Origin of the sequence: Rhodococcus sp. NJ-530, assembly GCF_003860625.1 — a bacterium.
Lineage (GTDB): Bacteria > Actinomycetota > Actinomycetes > Mycobacteriales > Mycobacteriaceae > Rhodococcus_F > Rhodococcus_F qingshengii.
This window is the reverse complement of record NZ_CP034152.1, coordinates 2826977-2848684: the sequence shown is the minus strand read 5'-3', so window position 1 is coordinate 2848684 and position 21708 is coordinate 2826977. Positions and strand designations below refer to the sequence as shown.

The 21708-nt window shown below is 62.7% G+C and carries 21 protein-coding genes and 1 pseudogene; 16 read left to right on the top strand and 6 right to left on the bottom strand.

What is annotated here, in order from left to right; translation table 11 throughout:
* The first annotated feature begins 49 nt into the window (after positions 1 to 49).
* Together EHW12_RS13435 and EHW12_RS13430 are read left to right on the top strand one after the other, a co-directional pair.
* Positions 50 to 574 (top strand): amino-acid N-acetyltransferase, encoded by a 525-nt coding sequence (locus EHW12_RS13435; RefSeq protein ID WP_007735157.1) that lies wholly within the window; start codon positions 50 to 52, stop codon positions 572 to 574.
* 58 nt (positions 575 to 632) lie between these two features.
* Positions 633 to 917 (top strand): YciI family protein, encoded by a 285-nt coding sequence (locus tag EHW12_RS13430; RefSeq protein ID WP_003942124.1) that lies wholly within the window; start codon positions 633 to 635, stop codon positions 915 to 917.
* A gap of 16 nt (positions 918 to 933) precedes the next feature.
* On the opposite strand, the gene EHW12_RS13425 is transcribed toward EHW12_RS13430, so the two are convergent.
* The 6 genes from EHW12_RS13425 to thyX form a co-directional block, all read right to left on the bottom strand.
* Entirely contained in the window at positions 934 to 1914 is a 981-nt protein-coding gene (locus tag EHW12_RS13425) for a TerC family protein (RefSeq protein ID WP_019748181.1), read from the bottom strand.
* Positions 1915 to 1959: 45 nt separating this feature from the next.
* Positions 1960 to 4731 (bottom strand): DNA translocase FtsK, encoded by a 2772-nt coding sequence (locus EHW12_RS13420; protein ID WP_206434846.1) that lies wholly within the window; start codon positions 4729 to 4731, stop codon positions 1960 to 1962.
* Between the two features lie 124 nt (positions 4732 to 4855).
* A complete protein-coding gene (locus tag EHW12_RS13410) occupies positions 4856 to 5479 on the bottom strand; it encodes a TIGR03085 family metal-binding protein (protein ID WP_007735153.1) in 624 nt (207 codons plus the stop codon).
* 59 nt (positions 5480 to 5538) lie between these two features.
* Positions 5539 to 7548 carry a ribonuclease J gene (locus EHW12_RS13405; protein WP_003942231.1) on the bottom strand — a complete coding sequence of 670 codons (2010 nt, stop codon included), beginning with the start codon at positions 7546 to 7548 and terminating at the stop codon, positions 5539 to 5541.
* Complete coding sequence (gene dapA, locus EHW12_RS13400; RefSeq protein WP_003942142.1) at positions 7549 to 8454, bottom strand: 4-hydroxy-tetrahydrodipicolinate synthase; 906 nt, start codon at positions 8452 to 8454, stop codon at positions 7549 to 7551. It lies immediately after the preceding gene.
* A 43-nt stretch (positions 8455 to 8497) separates the two neighbouring features.
* Positions 8498 to 9250, bottom strand: coding sequence for an FAD-dependent thymidylate synthase (gene thyX, locus EHW12_RS13395; RefSeq protein WP_003942250.1), 753 nt, complete (start codon positions 9248 to 9250; stop codon positions 8498 to 8500).
* A gap of 154 nt (positions 9251 to 9404) precedes the next feature.
* Between thyX and EHW12_RS13390 the strand changes: the two genes are divergently transcribed.
* The 14 genes and pseudogenes from EHW12_RS13390 to nuoK all read left to right on the top strand — a co-directional run bounded on the left by EHW12_RS13390 (position 9405) and on the right by nuoK (position 21707).
* Positions 9405 to 9884 (top strand): toxin-antitoxin system HicB family antitoxin, encoded by a 480-nt coding sequence (locus EHW12_RS13390; protein ID WP_003942206.1) that lies wholly within the window; start codon positions 9405 to 9407, stop codon positions 9882 to 9884.
* A gap of 87 nt (positions 9885 to 9971) precedes the next feature.
* Entirely contained in the window at positions 9972 to 10406 is a 435-nt protein-coding gene (locus tag EHW12_RS13385; protein ID WP_003942203.1) for an SRPBCC family protein, read from the top strand.
* 180 nt (positions 10407 to 10586) lie between these two features.
* Entirely contained in the window at positions 10587 to 10979 is a 393-nt protein-coding gene (locus EHW12_RS13380; protein ID WP_042450864.1) for a response regulator transcription factor, read from the top strand.
* Positions 10980 to 11190: 211 nt separating this feature from the next.
* Entirely contained in the window at positions 11191 to 11550 is a 360-nt protein-coding gene (locus EHW12_RS13375; protein ID WP_003942165.1) for an NADH-quinone oxidoreductase subunit A, read from the top strand.
* A gap of 80 nt (positions 11551 to 11630) precedes the next feature.
* Positions 11631 to 12185 (top strand): NADH-quinone oxidoreductase subunit B, encoded by a 555-nt coding sequence (locus tag EHW12_RS13370; protein ID WP_003942234.1) that lies wholly within the window; start codon positions 11631 to 11633, stop codon positions 12183 to 12185.
* Positions 12182 to 12844 (top strand): NADH-quinone oxidoreductase subunit C, encoded by a 663-nt coding sequence (locus tag EHW12_RS13365; RefSeq protein WP_007735151.1) that lies wholly within the window; start codon positions 12182 to 12184, stop codon positions 12842 to 12844. The genes EHW12_RS13370 and EHW12_RS13365 overlap by 4 nt, the downstream gene beginning before the upstream one ends.
* Positions 12844 to 14175 (top strand): NADH dehydrogenase (quinone) subunit D, encoded by a 1332-nt coding sequence (gene nuoD, locus EHW12_RS13360; RefSeq protein ID WP_007735150.1) that lies wholly within the window; start codon positions 12844 to 12846, stop codon positions 14173 to 14175. Before EHW12_RS13365 ends, nuoD begins: the two co-directional genes overlap by 1 nt.
* Positions 14172 to 14996: an NADH-quinone oxidoreductase subunit NuoE gene (nuoE, locus tag EHW12_RS13355; protein WP_003942123.1), complete on the top strand. Its 825-nt coding sequence runs from the start codon at positions 14172 to 14174 to the stop codon at positions 14994 to 14996. The genes nuoD and nuoE overlap by 4 nt, the downstream gene beginning before the upstream one ends.
* 1 nt (position 14997) lies before the next feature.
* A complete protein-coding gene (gene nuoF / locus EHW12_RS13350; RefSeq protein ID WP_125050974.1) occupies positions 14998 to 16317 on the top strand; it encodes an NADH-quinone oxidoreductase subunit NuoF in 1320 nt (439 codons plus the stop codon).
* A pseudogene (locus EHW12_RS13345) lies at positions 16314 to 18730 on the top strand (NADH-quinone oxidoreductase subunit G). Before nuoF ends, EHW12_RS13345 begins: the two are co-directional and overlap by 4 nt.
* Entirely contained in the window at positions 18727 to 20067 is a 1341-nt protein-coding gene (nuoH, locus tag EHW12_RS13340; protein ID WP_007735147.1) for an NADH-quinone oxidoreductase subunit NuoH, read from the top strand. Before EHW12_RS13345 ends, nuoH begins: the two are co-directional and overlap by 4 nt.
* A complete protein-coding gene (nuoI, locus tag EHW12_RS13335; protein WP_007735146.1) occupies positions 20060 to 20617 on the top strand; it encodes an NADH-quinone oxidoreductase subunit NuoI in 558 nt (185 codons plus the stop codon). The genes nuoH and nuoI overlap by 8 nt, the downstream gene beginning before the upstream one ends.
* Complete coding sequence (locus EHW12_RS13330; protein ID WP_007735144.1) at positions 20614 to 21411, top strand: NADH-quinone oxidoreductase subunit J; 798 nt, start codon at positions 20614 to 20616, stop codon at positions 21409 to 21411. Before nuoI ends, EHW12_RS13330 begins: the two co-directional genes overlap by 4 nt.
* Positions 21408 to 21707, top strand: coding sequence for an NADH-quinone oxidoreductase subunit NuoK (nuoK, locus tag EHW12_RS13325; RefSeq protein ID WP_003942238.1), 300 nt, complete (start codon positions 21408 to 21410; stop codon positions 21705 to 21707). The genes EHW12_RS13330 and nuoK overlap by 4 nt, the downstream gene beginning before the upstream one ends.
* Position 21708 lies beyond the last annotated feature (1 nt).

The following is a 21708-nucleotide window of genomic DNA, read 5'->3' as shown; positions in this document are numbered from 1 at the left end:
AGGCACGCGACTTAGAATATCGGTAGGGCCATTGACTAATGTGCACCACATGACTTCGACCGCGCCGACCTATACCGAGAGCCAGTTGATCGTGCGTCGCGCGCGAACGTCGGACATCCCCGAAATCAAGCGTCTGATCGACATCTACGCCGGCAAGATCCTCCTCGAGAAGAATCTCGTGACGCTGTACGAGGCAGTCCAGGAGTTCTGGGTCGCCGAGCGAGGCGGCCAGGTAATCGCTTGCGGCGCACTGCATGTGCTGTGGGCGGACCTGGGTGAGATCCGCACCGTCGCAGTCGATCCGACTGCCAAAGGCCAGGGCGCAGGTTTCCACGTCGTCGACAAACTCATCGAGGTCGCCAAGGAATTGGAGTTGGAACGGTTGTTCGTTTTGACGTTCGAGACCGAGTTCTTCCACCGTCACGGATTCGCAGAGATCGACGGCACCCCCGTCACCGCCGAGGTCTATGCGGAAATGTGTCGGTCCTACGACGCCGGCGTCGCCGAGTTCCTCGATCTGAGCTATGTGAAACCCAACACACTCGGCAATACTCGCATGCTCCTGACTCTCTGAACCGTTCAGACTCTTCACACACCACCATCTCGATCACCAGCCCCGAAAGCGGTTCACGATGTCGTTGTTCCTCGTCGAATACACCTACGCGCCCGAGAAGAACGCTCAGCGCGACGAAGTCCGTAGCGATCACCGCGCGTGGCTCGCGGATCTGGTTTCCCGCTCGATCGTCTTGTCATCCGGCCCGTTTGCAGATGGAAACGGCGCGCTGATCATCGTCGACGCCGCAGACGCCGACACCGTTTCCCTCCTCTTCACCCACGATCCGTTCGCGATCGCCGATTTGATCGAGAAGGTCCGGATCACCGAGTGGGTTCCGGTATTGGGTCAGTTCAGCGCCTGAGAGCCCCGGCCCCGGCTTACTCCCCCGCCCGGTCGCGAGTCTTCAACAGGCTCGCGACCGTCGTCACCGCCAATACTCCGATGATCACTCCGAGTGAGAGTGCCGTGGAGATTTCCGGGACGGAGACGTGTTCACCTCCGTTGACGAACGAGAGGGTGTTCTCGTGCAACGCGTGAAGTACCAATTTCACACCGATGAACGCCAGGATTATCGAGAGCCCGTACGAGAGATAGACCAGCCGTTCGAGCAACCCACCGATCAGGAAGTACAGCTGCCGTAGACCCATCAGCGCGAAGGCGTTGGCGGTGAACACCAGATACGGTTCCTGGGTCAGACCGTAGATCGCCGGAATCGAATCGAGCGCGAAGAGCACGTCGGCAAACCCGATTGCGATGAGCGCCAACAACAACGGTGTCACGACGCGCTTGCCGTCGATCCGGGTGATCAGTTTGTCCCCGTCGTATTCCTCGGTTGTCGGCAGCACCCGCTTCACGAGTGAGATGATGCGACTGTCGCGCTTCTCCTCGGCTTCCTTCTCATGCCCGTGATCGCGGATCAGGGTGTACGCGGTGTAGATCAGGAACGCACCGAAGAGGTAGAACACCCAGCTGTACGCATTGATGGCGGCCGCACCGACTCCGATGAAGATTCCGCGCATCACCAATGCGAGGACGATGCCGATCAGCAGGACTTTCTGCTGGAACTCTCGCGGGACGGCGAACGTCGACATGATGATCACGAAGACGAACAGATTGTCGACCGAGAGCGCCTTCTCCGTGACGTAGCCGGCGAAGTACTCACCGCCGTACGTGGTGCCCCAGATCCACATCACGACGAGGCCGAAGACGATGGCGATCGAAATGTAGACCGTCGACCAGAATGCGGACTCCCGGAAGGTCGGCGCATGCGGAGTGCGGACGTGGGCGAAGAAGTCGAAGACGAACAGGCCGAGGATCACCACGATCGTGATTCCCCAAGCCAACGGCGTCACATGCACGGGTTCCTCCGGTCGTCTGTCGACGGCTTGTCCGCCGAGGTGTCCCTACTCGTCTGCAGGTGCCTCATCCGGGTCGCCGCCGCGTATCGACCACAGCAGACCGTCGAGCTCCTCGGGCTTCATGAGCACCTCGCGTGCCTTCGAGCCCTCGCTGGGTCCGACGACGCCGCGGTTTTCCATGAGGTCCATCAGTCTGCCTGCCTTGGCGAACCCGACTCGTAACTTGCGCTGCAACATCGACGTCGAACCGAATTGACTCGTGATGACCAATTCCACGGCCTGCAGGAGGACATCCATGTCGTCGCCGATGTCGGGGTCGACGTCTTTCTTCTCCCCTGCCTTCTGTGCGGTGACACCTTCGGTGTACTCGGGCTCGGCCTGGTTTTTCGCGAAGTCGACAACCGCCGAGATTTCCTCGTCGGTGATGAACGCGCCCTGCATACGGGTCGGCTTACCGGCGCCCATGGGCAGGAAGAGGCCGTCACCCATACCGATGAGCTTCTCGGCGCCGGGCTGATCGAGGATGACTCGCGAGTCCGTCAGTGAAGACGTCGCGAACGCCAGACGAGACGGCACGTTGGTCTTGATCAGTCCGGTGACGACGTCGACGGACGGGCGCTGCGTTGCCAGCACCAGGTGGATACCGGCAGCACGGGCTTTCTGCGTGATGCGGACGATCGCTTCTTCGACGTCGCGGGGAGCGGTCATCATGAGGTCGGCCAGCTCGTCCACGATTGCCAGGATGTACGGGTACGGACGGTAGACGCGCTCGCTGCCCAGAGGGGCGGTGATTTCGCCGGACTTGACCTTGGAGTTGAAGTCGTCGATATGACGCACCCGGTTGGCCTGCATGTCCTGGTAACGCTGTTCCATCTCCTCGACCAACCAGGCCAGCGCTGCCGCGGCCTTCTTCGGCTGAGTGATGATCGGCGTGATCAGGTGCGGGATACCTTCGTACGGCGTGAGCTCGACCATCTTCGGGTCGATGAGGATCATCCGTACTTCTTCCGGCGTTGCTCGGGTGAGCAACGAGACGAGCATCGAGTTCACGAAGCTCGACTTACCCGAGCCGGTCGAACCTGCCACCAGAAGGTGGGGCATCTTCGCGAGGTTCGCACTGACGAAGTCACCTTCGATGTCCTTGCCCAGACCTATCACCAGTGGGTGGTGATCGCGTCGCGTGCTCGGCGCGTTCAGCACGTCGGCGAGGCGGACCATTTCGCGGTCGGAGTTCGGTACCTCGATGCCCACTGCGGACTTACCCGGAATGGGGGCCAGGAGGCGGACGTTGTCGGTTGCCACGGCGTACGCGATGTTGCGGGCGAGCGCGGTGATCTTCTCGACCTTCACGCCTGGGCCGAGTTCGACCTCGTAGCGCGTCACCGTCGGTCCGCGGGTGAAACCGGTAACAGCGGCATCGATCTTGAACTGTTCTAGGACTTCGCTGATCGCCTCGATCATCGCGTCGTTCGCAGAACTGCGGAGCTTGGGCGGGTCTCCCTCGATCAGTAACGTCGTCGGCGGGAGGTTGTAGTCGCCGTCGGTGACCCGATCGGTGACGAAGTGTTCCTTCTCCTCCGGCTCCGGTTCGGGTTTCGGCACGGGCTTGGCGATGGGGACCGAACGCGCAGGCACCTTGGGGCGCGGCGCCGGAGTCTCCACCACGGGCGCTGCCGCAGCCGCGACGGGCTCGTCGGGTACTGCGGTGTCGTCGGCGTTCCACAGGCCGAGGACTTCGGTCTTCTTGTCTCCGGATTCGAACTCGTCCGTCGGGTAGTTGTCGATCGGTGCGCGTCGGCTGGTCCGCTTGGCGGGCTTGAGCGGTGGCTCGGCGTAGGTGTCGACCGGGTAGCCGTCGGCGTCGAACAGTGAAGGATCGTAAGCAGATTCGCCGTAGTGGTGCTCGCCGTCCTCGTCGAATTCGGATCCGTAGTCGCCGTATTCGTCCGAGCGATACGAGGCACCGAAGAAGGACTGGAACTTGCTCGGCACCTCACGCAGAGTCGTTCCGGTCAGAAGGAGGATTCCGAATCCGGCGGCGATGACGAGCAGCGGCGCAGACAGCCAGACGGTGAGCCCGTTGGTGAGCGGGCCGCCCACGACGTATCCGACAAACCCTGCGCCGTTGGAGCGACCGGTGGCGTCTGTCGGTGAACCCGAGATGATGTGCCAGAGGCCGAGCGCCGGCAGACCGACCAGCAAGGATCCCATGATCAGTCGGGGCCGGATCTCAGGTTTCGGTTCGGTGCGCATCAACAGGATCGCGAGGCCGACGCCGACGATGGGGAGAACGGCCGAGGCCGCGCCGAAGATCGCCCGCACGAGGGTGTCGATGCCGCCGCCGATCGGACCACCGGCCTTGAACCAGACGCCACCGGCGATGACGACGCTGAATGCGAGCAGGCCGAGCGCTATTCCGTCGCGGCGGTGGCCGGCTTCGATCTCGCCGACCTTACTGACGGTGCGTGTGGTGGCGCCGACGCCGCGGGCAGCCAGGGACCACCCGGCTCCGATTCCCTTGCCCACAGCGGCCAACGGGCTGGCCCGCTGAGAGGTTTTCGATACCGGGCGGCGCGCGGCCGACGACGTACCGGACGCCTTCTTGGGCGCCGGCTTGGAGCCTTTGCCCGACGCGGGGCGCCCACCAGCCCTGGCCGAAGTCGTGACATTTCGAGGAGTCGATACGGTTCGCGTGGTGCGCGAGGCACGAGGTTTTGCGGTTGCGCGCGTGCTCGGAGTAGAGGCTGACGACCTGGTCGATGCCCTGGACGTAGACGTGCTTGTACTGGATCCCCGGGCGCTCGACTTACCTGCCATGGAGTTCAGGCTAGTCTGTGCGACCCCATCTGGACCATCCGCAACACCAGCAACACTGGTGGCGAGTGCGAAACGTGATCTTCACAACGCGTCTGTCGAGCTCCACTCCGGTAGAAGGCGGCCATCAGAAACTGCGATCGAGCGCCATCACGGATTGAACGTCGGCCAGTTCGCCCTTGGCTTCGATCTTCACCTCGTTGCGACCGAAAGCGTGCAGCAGTAACTCGGCGGGTTCACCCTGCAGGACAACACTGCGAGAGCCGGATTTGTGGACGACCGCACTCTCGCCGGACGGAAGTTCGAAAATGACCTCGACAGCGGCTTTGCGGTAACCCATCTTGCCGATCTGCCGGGCGTACTTCCACAGCTGAGCCTGCCGACCCTCCGACAACGGACGCGGCGCCCAGTTCAGATGTGCGCGTCGTACATCTTCGTGGTGGATGAACATTTCCGTGGTATTTACCTGCGCGTCGAGCCAGTACATCGGCGACCACCGAGGCGGCCCACTCCGAACGTCGTCGAGGATCTCCTCCCACGGACGCGCCGCTGCGGCCTTACGCACGCTCTCGGTGTGACCGGCAAGAGGGCTCAACATGATTCCGGGAGCGGCGTCGAGACGCCGCTCCCGGACTATCAGATGTGCTGCCAGGTCACGATTGGTCCACTCCCCACACAGTGTCGGAGCATCGGGGCCGAATTCGACCATGCTGTCCACCAGGGCGAGTCGTTCGTCATGAGCGAAGGTCACCTTCGCCAAAGTACTCGAACCGGACCGGGTTCGAGCGGAAGCGACCTGCTGTGCCGAATCTACGGAACCGCGATGACCGTCGGAATGATCATCGGACGGCGGCGGTACTTGTCCGCGACCCAACGTCCGACGACGCGGCGCACCGACTGCGCGATGCGATGAGCGTCGATGACGCCTTCGCTCGCCAACCGGGCCAGGTCCGATTCCACGAGATCCGCGGCAGCCTTGAGCGCTGTCGGATCGTCGGAGAAGCCGCGACCGGACACCTCGGGGGTGCTGACCGCACGGCCCGTCGACTCGTTGATGACGATGGTGATCGCGATGAAGCCGCCCTCACCGAGCACGAGGCGATCGGACAGCGTCGGCTCACCGACGTCGCCGACGGACAGACCGTCGACGTAGACGTGTCCGACCGGTACGCGTCCGACGATCTCGGCGAGGCCGTCCACCATGTCGACCACGACGCCGTCCTCGGCCAATACGATGCGCTCTTCCGGCACGCCGGTTGCCTTTGCCAGCGCGGCGTTGGCACGCAGGTGCCGCCATTCACCGTGGACGGGCATGGCATTGGTGGGCCGAACCGCGTTGTACAGGTAGAGCAACTCACCGGCGGACGCGTGGCCCGAGACGTGAACCTTGGCGCTCTGCTGGGTCACGACGGTGGCACCGCGCTTGGCCAAACCGTTGACCACGGCAAAAACGGAGTTCTCGTTGCCCGGGATCAGCGAAGACGCGAGAACGACAAGGTCGTTGGCGCGGATGTTGATCTGACGGTGTTCGCCGCGCGCCATCCGCGAGAGCGCTGCCAACGGCTCACCCTGCGAACCCGTCGAAATGAGCACCAGGCGATCGTCGGGAAGGGTGGCGGCGGTGTCGATGTCTACGACGAGGCCGTCGGGCACCGTCAGGTAGCCCAGATCCTGGGCGATCTGCATGTTGCGGACCATCGAGCGGCCGACGAAGACGATGCGGCGGTTGTACCGAGCGGCTACGTCGACGACCTGCTGGATGCGATGCACATGGCTGGCGAACGATGCCACGATGACGCGCTGCTTCGCCTTGCCGATGACATTGTCGAGCACTCCCCCGATTTCGCGCTCGGGTGTGACGAATCCCGGAACCTCGGCGTTCGTCGAGTCGACGAGGAACAGGTCGACGCCCTCGTCGCCCAGGCGGGAGAATCCGGCGAGGTCGGTCAGGCGGCCGTCGAGAGGCAGCTGATCGAGCTTGATGTCACCGGTGTGCAGTACGACGCCGGCGTCGGTGCGAATCGCGATCGCGAGAGCGTCGGGAATCGAGTGGTTGACCGCGAAGTACTCGCAGTCGAACGGGCCATGGGTGGTGGTGTTTCCCTCGACGACCTCGACCAGGTTCGGACGCAGGCGATGCTCGCGGCACTTGGCGGCAACGAGAGCGAGAGTGAACTTCGCGCCGATGACCGGAATGTCCGCGCGCAGACGCAGCAAGAACGGCAGAGCACCGATGTGGTCCTCGTGTCCGTGAGTCAAGATGACGGCTTCGACGTCGTCCATACGGTCTTCGATGTAGCGGAAGTCCGGGAGGATCAGGTCGACGCCAGGCTGCTGGTCCTCGGGGAACAGCACACCGCAGTCGACGATCAGCAACTTGCCACGGTGCTCGAACACCGTCATGTTGCGACCGATTTCGCCGATGCCGCCCAGCGCGACGATGCGCAGACCCGATGCCGGCGCCTTCGGGGGTGTTCCGAGGCGACCCGTGGGATCGACGGCCGGACGGTTCTCGGGGCGCTTGTTTCCGCGCCCGTTGCCCGACTTCGATGCTGCCGGTCGGTTACCGCCGGAAGATTTGCGCGGCGACCTGTCTTCGGTCGACTTCTTGGGTGCAGCAGATTTGGTGGCAGCGGACTTGGTTGCTGCAGATTTGGTTGCTGCGGCCTTCTTGGGCGGGGCGGCTGCGGCGGGGGCCGCTTCTGCCGCCGGCGCAGCTGGTGCCTCTACCGGTGCGGCCTTTGCGGCCGTTTCGGGAGCCGGAGGCGAAGGCGGACCGGCTTGACGACTGGCACTACGACGTCGGGGGGGACGGGTCATTTACAAAACTCCTGCCGCATGCAGATCGGCGGCAAGACCGTCGATCTGCTCTTTAGTGGGTGCAACCTGCGGAAGGCGTGGTTCTCCGACATCGATTCCGATGAGTCGCAGACCCGCCTTCGAAGCGCTGACACCGCCGAGGCGGGCAACGGAACGAATCACAGGGATCAAACTGAGGTTTATCTCGCGCGCGCGGGCGATATCGCCGGACACGAACGCGGTGTGAAGGTCGCGGAGACGACCCGGAACAAGATGGCCGATGACGCTGACGAAGCCGGTGGCGCCCACAGCGAGCCACGGCAGATTCAGCGGGTCGTCGCCGGAGAAGAACTGGAGCTCGGTGGTGCCGATCAACTCTGCGCCGGCGTTGAGGTCGCCCTTGGCGTCCTTGACGGCCTTGATTCGCGGGTGCTCGGCGAGTCGGCGGATCGTCTCGGTCTCGATGGGAACGACGGAGCGGGGCGGAATGTCGTACAACATGACGGGCAGGTCGGTCGCGTTGGCGACGGCGGTGAAGTGTGCAAACAGTCCGGCCTGGGGCGGACGTGAGTAATACGGGGTGACGACGAGCAGACCGTGCGCTCCGGCGCGAGCCGCGTCACGTGCGAGTTCGACGCTGTGAGCGGTGTCGTTGCTGCCGGCGCCTGCAACGATCTTCGCGCGGTTACCGACGGCGTCGATCACTGCGCGGAGCAGGTCGAGCTTCTCGGACTCGGTGGTGGTGGGAGATTCACCGGTGGTACCGGCAAGAACGAGGCCGTCACAGCCGTTGTCGACGAGATGGGCTGCGAGGCGCACTCCCGCGTCGACGTCCAACTTCCCGTCGGCAGTGAACGGGGTCACCATCGCAACGGAAATGGTGCCGAACGGACGCTCGACAAGAGAAGCGGAATCACCGTAGGTCATGGTCAGAAGGTTACCCGGTTCAGCTCTTACTTCTGCACACGAGTCACGACTCGGCCGCAAATGCGCTGACGGCAATTTCCGATCCGTCGCTTCCGCGAAGAATCTCGTAGTCCCCGAACACATTTGGCGCGACATCACGAAGCTGACGCAGGCACTCGACCGCGACTCGCCGGATCTCGACATCCGCATGTTCGGTGGCACGCATCTCGACGAAGTGCCGCCAGGCCCGATAGTTTCCGGTCACGACCAAGCGCGTCTCGGTGGCGTTGGGCAGCACCGAGCGCGCAGCCTGCCTGGCTTGCTTCCCCCGCATCGGGGCACCGGGCACCGATTGCAGTTTCCCTTCGAGGGCAGTCAGCAGTTCCCCGTAAGCGCGACGGCTTTCGTCGGTGGCATTCAGAAACAGTGCTTCGAGCTCGGGATCACCTTCGACAGCAGGAGGCACGACGACGTTTGCATCGTTCTCACGGACGAATCGCTGCGAGAGTTGCGAGTACGAGAAGTGCCGGTGACGAATCAATTCGTGAGTGCACGAGCGCGAGATACCGGTGATGTAGAAGCTCACTGTCGCATGCTCGAGCACCGAAACGTGTCCGACCTCGAGCAGATGCCTCAGGTATCCGGCGTTGGTTGCGGTTCGCGGATTCGGCTTGGACCAACTCTGGTAGCAGGCTCGACCGGAGAACTCGACCAGCGCTTCGCCACCATCCGCGTCCGTCTCCCACGGAATGTCCTCGGGCGGGAAGAACTCGGACTTCGCCACCAACTGCACTTTCAGTGACACCGTGTTCGGCACAACCCACTCCTCGACAAGCACGAAACGACCAGCATGAAACCCGGGCGCCGTTCGCCTCAGGTGCTGGGCAACTCTATAGCGGTCGACCGCCCTCGATACCGAGTGACGTCATCACATCCTTGACTGACGTCACTTTTGACGTCACTGTGGTGTCATGGACATTTCGGAGTACACCGCAAAGCTGCAGAACGACCTCGCCACTGCAGCCGAACTCGGCGACGATCACACGCGCCGGATTGCGGCGTCGTTGTCCGCCGCCATCGAACCCTCGGTCCGCCTGGTCTTGTTGGCCGCGGCGACAGAACTGGCCAAGGAGATCGGGGCGAAGCTGGGCGACCGAGAGGTCAAGGTCAATCTCGACGGAAGCGAATTACTGGTCGACGTCGTTCGCCCGCCGAACTCGACCGGCGGCGAAGGTGCAAACGAGAAGGCAGACGACGAGAAGAAGGACTCAACCTACTCGTTCGACGACGTCAGCGGAGATATCAGCCGGGTGACGTTGAGGATGATGGAGCAGATCAAAGCCCGCGCCGAGGAGGCCGCCAATCAGAACGGAGTCTCCCTCAACTCGTGGGTTTCACAAGCCGTCCAGGGCGCATTGCGGGACCAGATGCGCAAGAACGGCATGGACTAGCTCGACGCCAACCCGATCACCGAATGATCTAATTGCGCAACTGCAGTAATCACGAACCGTTGCCGCAAGGCGAGAAGGAGCACGTTCATGGCCGTTTCGGGCGTCAAGGAATTCGAGATCAAGGCTGATCCGGAAACGGTGATGAAGGCCGTAGCAGCCGTCGATCGGCTGCCGGAATGGTCGTCTGCACACAAGAAGATCACCATCGAGAGCACCCACGACGACGGTCGCCCCCATCGCGTTCGCATGGCCGTGTCCATTCTGGGAATCAACGACGAGCAGGTAGTCGACTACACCTTCGAGGGCGACGAGAAGGTGACCTGGACCCTCGTGGAGAGCGGTCAGCAGAACCAGCAGGACGGCTCGTACGTCTTGACTCCCACCGACGGTGGAACCAAAGTCACCTTCGAACTGACCATCGATCCCAAGATCCCGCTGCCGGGCTTCCTGGTGAAGAAGGCACAGAAGACGGCCCTGGAAACAGCGAGCAAGGGCCTGACGAAGTTCGTCGAAAACTTCTGAGCGCACACGCAATTCAGGCGGCCCTTAATTCGGCGTTCATCGCCGGGTAAGGGCCGTTTGCTGTGAAGCCGAGCTGTGTTTTCGCGGAAGTCCCTGCCGATGTTGAAGATTCGCCGGTAGCCAGGGACCGCCAGGAGTAACGTCGGCCGCGTGTCCGCCGAGACCGCAGAGCCCAACTCCATGGCACCCGTGCGCATCCTCGTCTACAGCGACGACGCACACACGCGCGAGCAAGTTCGGCTCGCTCTCGGAGAGCGCCCACATCCGTCGATGCCCACCATCGACTACATCGAGGTCGCGACGGCACCGATCGTCGTAGCCAAGCTCGATGCCGGCGGAATCGACCTCGCCATCCTCGACGGCGAGGCGAGTCCGGCGGGCGGCATGGGCGTCGCGAAACAACTCAAGGACGAGATCGCCGACTGTCCACCGATCCTCGTACTGACCGGTCGACCCGACGATGCGTGGCTGGCGTCGTGGTCGAGAGCGGAAGCCTCAGTGCCGCAGCCGATAGATCCGATCGAACTTGCTTCCACCGTCATCGCGCTTCTGCGTCGACAACTGAGCCGGTGAGCACCCGTTGCAGCGGTGATTCGTTGCGGCGCCGACTACTTCGGACTTTCGAGAGCGAAACTCGGCACCCCGAAAACGAACCCAATGTCGGAGGCCTCCCCTAGTGTGGGTGTCGCAGGTCACATAAGTATCGAATTGCTGGCAGTATCGAAATCGAACGGCACCTTCGGGCTGGGCGGACTTCCGCACAGCGGAGAGGAGTTCGGGTGACATGAACGCTTACATCCCCATTCTCGTCCTCGGGGTCATCGCGATGGCCTTCGCTGTGGTGTCGGTTGTTCTCGCGTCCGTGGTCGGCCCGAAGCGGTACAACAGGGCGAAACTCGAAGCCTACGAATGCGGAATCGAACCGGCACCCCGTACCGCCGGTGGCGGGCGGTTTCCCGTCAAGTTCTATCTGACGGCAATGCTGTTCATCATCTTCGACATCGAGATCGTTTTCCTCTACCCGTGGGCGGTGCATTTCGATTCGCTCGGCTTGTTCGGCCTCGCGGCGATGGGCCTTTTCATAGTCAACGTCTCGGTGGCATACGCATACGAATGGCGACGAGGCGGTCTCGGTTGGGACTAGGCCAGCGGACACAGGTACAGCACACATACGTCAGACAAAACCGGTCACACCGCAGCTGTTACGACTGAAAAGAGTCGGATATGGGTCTCGAAGAAAAGCTCCCCAGCGGATTTCTACTGACCACTGTCGAGGGCCTGGCAGGGTATGCCCGCAAAGGATCACTGTGGCCTGCCACCTTCGGGCTCGCGTGCTGCGCGATCGAGATGATGGCAACCACGTCAGGTCGCTTCGACCTGGCGCGGTTCGGCATGGAGGCATTCCGCGCGTCGCCGCGACAGGCAGACCTTCTGATCGTGGCCGGGCGGGTCAGTCAAAAGATGGGGCCGGTACTTCGTCAGGTCTACGACCAGATGGCCGAGCCGAAATGGGTTCTGGCCATGGGTGTGTGTGCGTCGTCCGGCGGTATGTTCAACAACTACGCAGTGGTACAGGGCGTCGACCACATCGTGCCGGTCGACATCTACTTGCCCGGTTGTCCGCCGCGGCCGGAGATGCTCCTGAACGCGATCATCGAACTGCACCGAAAGATCCAGGAGATGCCCCTCGGCGTGAACCGCGAAGAGGCACGCGCGGCAGCCGAGCGCGCCGCACTGGCATCCACCCCCACCATCGACATGAAGGGGCTTCTGCGATGACCGCGGGCAACAACGGATCGAGGGGGATGTTCGGGGTCCGCGGCAGTGGTGACACCTCGGGCTACAGCCGGCTCGCCCCGCCGATCTCAGTAGAGGACAAGGCCTCTCGACCGTTCGGTGGATACTTCGACGAAGTTGCGGACTCCTTGGATGCCGCATTGCGCAGCGGGGGCAGCACTTTCACCGATGCAATCGAGCGGGTAGTGATCTTTCGAGACGAGATGACGCTGCATGTCGAACGGTCTCACCTCCCGCAGGTCGCGCGCAGACTGCGCGACGAATCGGAACTGCGCTTCGAACTTTGCCTGGGTGTCGATGGAGTCCACTATCCGCAGGACACCGGTCGCGAGCTCCACGCCGTGTATCCATTTGCTTCGATCACGCACAACCGCCGGATCAGACTGGAAGTGTCCGTGCCGGACTCCGATCCACATATTCCGTCCATCGTCGGGATATACCCCACCAACGATTGGCACGAGCGTGAGACCTACGACTTCTTCGGGATCGTCTTCGACGGTCACCCGGCCCTGACCCGTATCGAGATGCCCGACGACTGGAAGGGCCACCCACAGCGCAAGGACTATCCGCTCGGCGGTATCCCGGTCGAGTACAAGGGCGCCCAGACTCCTCCACCCGACGAGCGTAGGTCGTACAACTGATGAACGAGACGACAGGAAGCAACTCCGGTGCCACGACGGAAACCGTCGTCACAGCATCGGGTCAGGACTGGGACGACATCGTCACCGCGGCCGCTCGCCAGCGAACCGGCGAGGCCGAACGGATCGTGGTCAACATGGGCCCGCAGCATCCGTCCACTCACGGCGTCTTGCGCCTCATTCTCGAAATCGAGGGTGAGACAGTCGTGGAAGCTCGGTGTGGAATCGGCTACCTGCACACCGGAATCGAAAAGAATCTCGAATACCGGAACTGGACGCAGGGCGTCACTTTCGTTACTCGAATGGACTACCTGTCACCGTTCTTCAACGAAACCGCGTACTGCCTCGGAGTCGAAAAACTTCTCGGTATCACCGACGACATTCCCGAGCGAGCCACCGTCATTCGCGTGATGATGATGGAGCTCAATCGAATCTCGTCGCACCTTGTCGCCCTGGCAACCGGTGGAATGGAACTGGGCGCCGTGACGGCGATGCTGTTCGGATTCCGCGAACGCGAATTGATTCTGGACGTGTTCGAGACGATCACCGGACTGCGGATGAATCACGCCTACATCAGGCCTGGTGGTCTCGCTCAGGATCTACCCGACGGGTCGGTCGCGAAGGTGCGAGAACTGTTGAAGGTCCTACCGAAACGGTTGCGTGACGTCGAACTGATGCTCAGCGACAACTCTATCTGGAAAGCCCGCACCCAGGGAATCGGATATCTCGATCTCACCGGCTGCATGGCGCTCGGCGTGACGGGGCCGGTCCTACGCGCCACGGGTCTCCCCCACGATCAGCGTCGAGCGCAGCCCTACTGCGGCTACGAGAACTACGAGTTCGACGTCGTGACGCACGACGGATCCGATTGCTACGGAAGGTACGTCATCCGTGTCGAGGAGATGAAGGAGTCCCTCAAGATCGTCGAGCAGTGCCTCGACAAACTGCAACCGGGGCCGGTCATGGTGGACGACAAGAAGATCGCCTGGCCTGCCGATCTCGCTGTCGGACCGGATGGCCTCGGCAATTCGCAGAAGCACATCGCCAAGATCATGGAGTCGTCCATGGAGGGTCTGATTCACCATTTCAAACTGGTCACCGAAGGAATCCGCGTGCCGCCCGGCCAGGTGTACGTCGCCGTCGAGTCCCCGCGTGGCGAGTTGGGTGTGCACATGGTCAGCGACGGGGGAACCCGGCCGTACCGAGTCCATTTCCGGGATCCGTCATTCACCAACCTTCAAGCGGTAGCGGCGATGTGCGAGGGAGGCATGGTGTCCGACGTGATCGCCTCGGTTGCCAGTATCGATCCCGTCATGGGCGGAGTGGACCGATGACCGGCCCGAACGGCTCGTCACGGGTGTTCATCGAACTCGGGCCGCGCCCGGACGAGCCCACGCAACTGGTACGCCCTGGCGCACGATCGAGTTATCCGCCTGACGTACTCGCCCGACTCGACGCCGATGCCGAAACCGTCATCGCTCGTTACCGTGAGCCTGACGCCGCGGCGACCACCAGTCGATCAGCCCTCCTGCCGCTCCTTCATCTCGTGCAGTCCGAGGACGGGTACATCACCCCGGCCGGGATCGATTTCTGCAGTGCCAAGCTGGGTTTGACCGGCGCCGAGGTTGCCGCCGTTTCCACCTTCTACTCGATGTATCGCCGTGGTCCGACGGGTGAGTATCTGGTCGGAGTCTGCACCAACACGCTGTGCGCGATCATGGGCGGAGACGACATCCTCGCAGCACTCGAAGAGCATCTCGGGTCAGCAGGCTCCAGAGACGAAGGCGGACACTCCATCTCGACGTCCGACGGCAAGATCACCCTCGAACACATCGAGTGCAATGCGGCGTGCGACTACGCCCCCGTCATGATGATCAACTGGGAGTTCTTCGACAACCAGACTCCGGAATCGGCGCGCTCACTCGTCGATGCGCTCCGCGCCGGAGAGCGCGTGACACCCAGTCGCGGTGCCACACTGTGTTCGTTCCGACAGACCGCACGCACCTTGGCCGGGTTCCCCGATACGCGAATCGAAGCAGCCGAAGCACAGACAATCGGCGGGGCAACTCTTGCCGGACTGCGTATCAGCCGATCTCACGACGACAACCCACCCGGTTCGGCCTCAGCAGCCGACGCTCCCGGCGAAGGGAAGTGACATGACACTCGCCCCCGTCCTGAGTCGCTACTGGGATCAACCGAACTCGTGGACTCTCGACAGCTACCTTCGTCACGACGGCTACCAAGCCCTACGCAAAGCGCTAGCCATGTCCCCCGACGCCGTGATCGAAACGGTCAAGGACGCTGGCCTTCGTGGGCGCGGTGGCGCCGGTTTCCCGACGGGCCTCAAGTGGAGTTTCATCCCACAGAGCACCGAAGACAAGCCAGGAGACGGCAAGCCTCACTATCTCGTCGTCAATGCCGACGAGTCCGAACCGGGCACATGCAAGGACATGCCGTTGATGATGGCGACCCCACACACGTTGGTCGAGGGAGTCATCATCGCGGCGTATGCAATTCGAGCGGCCAAGGCGTTCATCTACGTCCGGGGCGAGGTGGTCCCGGTCCTGCGACGTCTGCAGACCGCCGTGGCCGAGGCCTACGCGGCCGGATACCTGGGCCGCAACATCCTCGGTTCGGGATTCGACTTGGATCTCGTCGTGCACGCCGGAGCAGGCGCGTACATCTGTGGTGAGGAGACAGCCCTCCTCGATTCGTTGGAGGGACGACGCGGTCAGCCTCGACTGCGGCCGCCATTCCCCGCCGTCGCCGGCCTCTACGCCTGCCCGACCGTCGTCAACAACGTCGAGTCCATCGCGAGTGTGCCGTCGATCGTCCTGGGCGGCCCGGAGTGGTTCCGGTCGATGGGAAGCGAGAAGTCGCCGGGGTTCACGTTGTACTCGCTCTCTGGTCATGTCACCACTCCCGGCCAGTACGAGGCGCCGCTCGGCATCACGTTGCGAGAACTTCTCGACTACGCGGGCGGCGTTCGCACCGGGCACACCCTCAAGTTCTGGACTCCCGGCGGATCCTCGACTCCGATCTTCACCGACGAACATCTCGATGTCCCACTCGACTACGAGGGCGTCGGCGCGGCGGGATCGATGCTCGGCACCAAAGCACTGCAGATATTCGACGACACAACCTGCATGGTGCGTGCGGTGCTGCGGTGGACCGAGTTCTATGCCCACGAATCTTGCGGTAAATGCACGCCGTGCCGCGAAGGCACGTACTGGCTGGTGCAGATCCTGCGTCGGCTCGAAGGCGGAACAGGTACTGAAGCTGATCTCACCAAACTTCTCGACATCTCGGACACCATCCTCGGAAAATCCTTCTGCGCGTTGGGCGACGGAGCGACCAGCCCGATCATGTCCTCCCTGAAGTACTTCCGTGAGGAATACGTAGCGCATTTCGACGGCAACGGATGCCCGTTCGATCCTCGCCGGTCCGTTCTCGCGACAGGAGCGTTCGTCTCATGACTGCAGCCGACGCCACCACTGGAACCGATGCGGCACCGCCGATTGATCTCGTCACCCTCACCATCGACGGCCGGGAACTCCAGGTACCCAAGGGCACGTTGATCATTCGCGCTGCAGAGATGATCGGCACACAGATTCCGCGGTTCTGCGATCATCCTCTTCTGGACCCGGTCGGGGCGTGCCGACAGTGCATCGTGGAGGTCGAAGGTCAACGCAAGCCGGTGGCGTCCTGCACGACACCGGTTGCGGACGGAATGGTCGTCACCACACAGCTCACGTCACCGGTGGCGGAGAAGGCGCAGCGCGGGGTGATGGAACTCCTGCTCATCAACCACCCTCTGGACTGCCCCGTGTGTGACAAGGGCGGCGAGTGTCCGCTTCAAAACCAGGCGATGTCGACCGGTCGCACCGAATCCCGGTTCGGTGAGGAGAAAAGGACCTACCCCAAGCCCATCCCACTCTCGTCCGAAATCCTGCTCGACCGCGAGCGTTGCGTCCTCTGCGCCAGATGCACACGGTTTTCGGGCCAGATCGCCGGCGACCCGTTCATCGATCTCCTCGAGCGCGGCGCGCTTCAACAGGTCGGGATCTACGCCAACGAGCCCTTCGAGTCCTACTTCTCGGGCAACACCATCCAGGTGTGCCCGGTCGGCGCGCTTACCAGTACGGCATACCGATTCCGGGCGCGACCGTTCGATCTGGTGTCCAGCCCCAGCGTGTGTGAACACTGCGCCGACGGATGTGCTCAGCGCACGGACCACCGTCGCGGAAAGGTTCTCCGCCGTCTCGCCGGGGACGACCCCGCAGTCAACGAGGAATGGAACTGCGACAAGGGCCGTTTCGCATTCACGTACACGACCCAAGGTGATCGGATCACCACTCCCCTGATCCGCAACGCTGACGGCGAATTGATTCCGGCGTCGTGGCCCATGGCACTCGACCTCGTTGCGCGATCCTTCGCGCAGGCCCGCGGTGACGCAGGCGTACTCGTCGGCGGACGCTCTACCTTGGAGGACGCCTACGCCTACGGCAAGTTCGCGCGAGTTGCTCTCGCCACCAACAACATCGACTTCCGAATCCGTGCTCATTCTGCCGAAGAGGCAGGTTTCCTCTCAGCACACGTCGCCGGCCGCACACTCGAAGAGTCGGTAACGTACCAGGACCTCGAGTCGGCCCCGGCCGCATTGCTGGTAGCTCTCGAGCCCGAGGAGGAGTCACCGATCATCTTCCTGCGGCTACGCAAGGCCGCACGTTTCGGCAAGACGACGGTGCTCTCCAGCGCGCCATTCGCTACGCGCGGCCTGAAGAAGATGGGCGGCTCTTTGCTTCGGACCGTACCCGGAAGTGAAGCAGCTCTGATGGATTCGTTGTCTCACCCCAGCAGTGAGGAGGGGCAGCTCCTCCGGCAGCCCGGTGCAGTGATCCTGTTGGGCGAACGACTCAGTGAGGTGGCGGGCGGCTTCGCCGCGGCGGTACGTCTCGCCGAAGCGACAGGAGCTTGTTTGGCTTGGGTCCCACGCCGCGCTGGTGATCGCGGCGCCGTCGAGGCCGGCGCACTACCGGGATTGCTTCCCGGCGGACGCCCCGTTGCGGACCCGGCAGCACGTCAGGAGGTGGAATCAGTGTGGGGGCCTCCATCCCGGCATCCGACGGGCGCGACGCCGCGAGTCTGCTGGATCCGGGGCAGACGACTGCTGCCCTTCTTGTCGGCGGCGTCGAATTGAGTGATCTCCCGAACCCGGCGAAGGCAAGGGCCGCGATCGAAGCAGCAGGTTTCGTGGTGAGTTTGGAGATCCGTCACAGCGGAGTCACCGAACTCGCCGACGTCGTCTTCCCGGTGGCACCGGTCGCCGAGAAGCCCGGAACCTTCCTCGATTGGGAAGGCCGCGAGCGCGTGTTCGACACCGCATTGAGAACGACAGGAGTGATGCCGGATCAGCGCGTCCTTCACGCGATCGCAGCCGAGATGGGCATCGATCTGGGCCTACCCGACGCAGATTCCGCACGCTCGGAGATACACCGCCTCGGCGCGTGGTCCGGATCGCGCCCCATCTCGCCTCAGGTGCCGTCAGGCACCATGCCCACACCGGCACTGGGCGAGGCAGTGTTGTCGAGCTGGCGAATGCTGCTCGACAACGGCCGATTGCAAGACGGCGAGCCCAACCTGGCGGGTACGGCACGGCTCCCACTCGTGCGTTTGTCTGCCGAGACCGCTGCCGAGATCGGCGCCGACAACGGCGATCACGTTGCGGTGTCGACTGAATCCGGTTCCATCACATTACCGTTGGAGATCACCGAACTCCCGCCTCGAACAGTCTGGCTCCCGCTCAATTCACCGGGTAGCACGATCTACGAAACGCTCTGCGTTACCGCGGGTTCCGTGGTGAAGATTGCGAAGGCGGGAGCGCAATGACCACCCACGAGTACGGGACCGTGTCAGCTCCGGTCGACCTGTCGGCGTTCGGGCACGACCCGTGGTGGTTGGTGATCGGCAAGGCTCTCGCCATTTTCGTGTTCCTCGTACTCACACCGCTGGTGGCAATTTACGCGGAACGAAAGGTCATGGCACGCATGCAGATGCGTGTCGGACCGAACCGCGTCGGCCCCCGTGGAATGCTCCAGAGTCTCGCTGACGGAATCAAGCTCGCCCTCAAGGAGGGCATCACACCGACCGGCGCCGACAAACCGATTTATCTCCTCGCGCCCGTCATCGCAGTCGTGCCCGCGTTCATGGCCTTTGCCGTCATCCCGTTCGGTCCGCAGGTCTCGATCTTCGGAACCCTTTCACCCCTGCAACTGACCGATCTGCCGGTCGGAGTTCTCTACATCCTCGCCGTAACTTCAATCGGTGTGTACGGGATCGTGCTTGCCGGCTGGTCGTCCGGATCGACGTATCCACTACTGGGCGCACTTCGATCGACCGCGCAGGTCATCTCCTACGAAGTAGCAATGGGGCTGTCCTTCGCCGCAGTCTTCCTCTACGCCGGCACGATGTCCACGTCCGGCATCGTCAGCGCCCAACAAGGTGCCTGGTACGTCTTTCTCCTCCTGCCGTCCTTCTTGATCTACGTGACAGCCATGGTCGGCGAAACCAACAGGGCTCCCTTCGACCTTCCCGAGGCCGAGGGTGAACTGGTGGGTGGGTTCCACACCGAGTACTCCTCACTCAAGTTCGCGATGTTCATGCTGGCCGAGTACGTGAACATGGTGACGGTGTCCGCTCTGGCCACGACACTGTTCCTGGGCGGGTGGCACGCACCGTTCCCGTTCAACCTGTGGGACGGCGCCAATTCCGGTTGGTGGCCGGTGCTGTGGTTTGTCGCCAAGGTGTGGGGCTTCCTCTTCGTCTTCATCTGGTTGCGCAGCACGCTTCCTCGATTGCGCTACGACCAGTTCATGAATCTCGGATGGAAGATTCTCATCCCCGCTGCCTTGGTGTGGGTGATGGTGATCGCGACCGTTCGTGCGTTCCGCAACGAGGGTTACAACACCTGGGTCGTACTTCTTTGCGTCGCACTGGTTCTCGGAGCTGCGCTCCTGATCGTGTTGGCCGGGACTTACCGCAGCCGACGCCGAACCGCCGCGTTGGTGCCCGATTCGGGGACCCGGCCTTTCGATGCGATGTCGGGCGGCTTCCCGGTTCCACCCCTACCTGGTCAAACGCTGCCGACCCGAAAACTACCGGGTCAGAAGGTGCCACCGCCGCGGCGGACAGATGTTTCCGACACATCGGAGGACTCCCATGCCTGATTTCCTCGGACCTATCGCGGGTTTCGGAGTGACGCTCTCGACAATGTTCAAGAAGCCCGAGACCGAGTTCTATCCGGAGGAGAAGCGCCCCACCGCGCCCGGATACCACGGTCGCCATCAACTCAACCGGTATGCGGACGGACTCGAGAAGTGCATCGGTTGCGAACTGTGTGCCTGGGCCTGCCCCGCCGACGCGATCTATGTCGAGGGTGCTGACAACACCGAAGAAGAACGGTTCTCCCCCGGCGAGCGTTACGGGCGGGTGTATCAGATCAACTACCTGCGGTGCATCGGCTGTGGCCTCTGCGTCGAGGCTTGCCCCACTCGGGCTCTCACCATGACCAACGAGTACGAGATGACCGACGACAACCGAGCCGGATTGATCTACGAGAAGGACCGCCTTCTCGCGCCCCTGAAACCCGACATGGCAGCGCCACCACACGCGCTGCGTCCCGGCACAACTCAGGACGACTACTACCGCGGCGACATCACAGCAGCTCCCGAACAGCCAGCACCCGAGCAAGAGCCGAACCCGGAGACCGAGAAATGATCGCGTCGGTCACGACCACGATCCTGGCGGAGGGAACGATGACATCGACCTCCACCGGCGAGGCGGTGCAGTTCTGGATCCTCGGAACCCTTGCGGTGATCAGCGCTTTGGGCGTGGTCGCCGCCCCCAAGGCCGTCTACTCTGCGCTCTTCCTTGCAATGACGATGATCATCCTGGCCGTCTTCTACATCGTGCAGGGCGCACTGTTCCTCGGTGTCGTCCAGATCGTCGTCTATACCGGCGCAGTGATGATGTTGTTCCTGTTCGTCCTGATGCTGGTCGGCGTGGATTCTTCGGACTCCTTGGTCGAAACGCTACGGGGACAACGCGTCAGCGCGATCGTGATCGGCGTCGGATTCGGGCTACTCCTTATCGGCGGCCTCGGAAATGCGTCGATCTCGGGGTTCACCGGATTCACCGGACTCGACCAGGGCAACATCGACGCTCTCGCCGATCTCATCTTCATCCGCTACGTCTGGGCCTTCGAACTGACCGGCGCACTGCTGATCACGGCGACACTTGGCGCAATGATGCTCGCGCATCGGGAGAAGATCGGAGCCACACTCAGCCAACGCGAACTCTCGCAGCAACGATTCGCGTACCTGGGCAGCGATGAGAGCAATCCCGACAAGGGCTCGGCCACTCCCCTCCCCAGTCCCGGCGTGTACGCACGTCACAACGCAGTGGACTTGCCGGCACTGTTGCCCGACGGAACGTTCTCGACGCTCTCCGTCAGCAGCGCACTCACTCCGCGTTCCCCGGATCCGAGTACCGGTGAGGAGTCTGCGCGATGAATCCCGAGAATTACCTGTATCTGTCGGTCCTGTTGTTCACCATCGGGGCTGCGGGAGTCCTCCTGCGACGCAACGCCATCGTGGTGTTCATGTGTATCGAATTGATGCTCAACGCCGCGAACCTGGCATTCGTGACCTTCGCGCGCATGCACGGCAATCTGGACGGCCAGATCTTCGCCTTCTTCACGATGGTGGTAGCTGCGGCCGAAGTAGTCGTCGGCTTGGCAATCATCATGATCATCTTCCGATCTCGGCGTTCTGTATCCGTCGACGACGCAGACCTGCTGAAGTACTGAC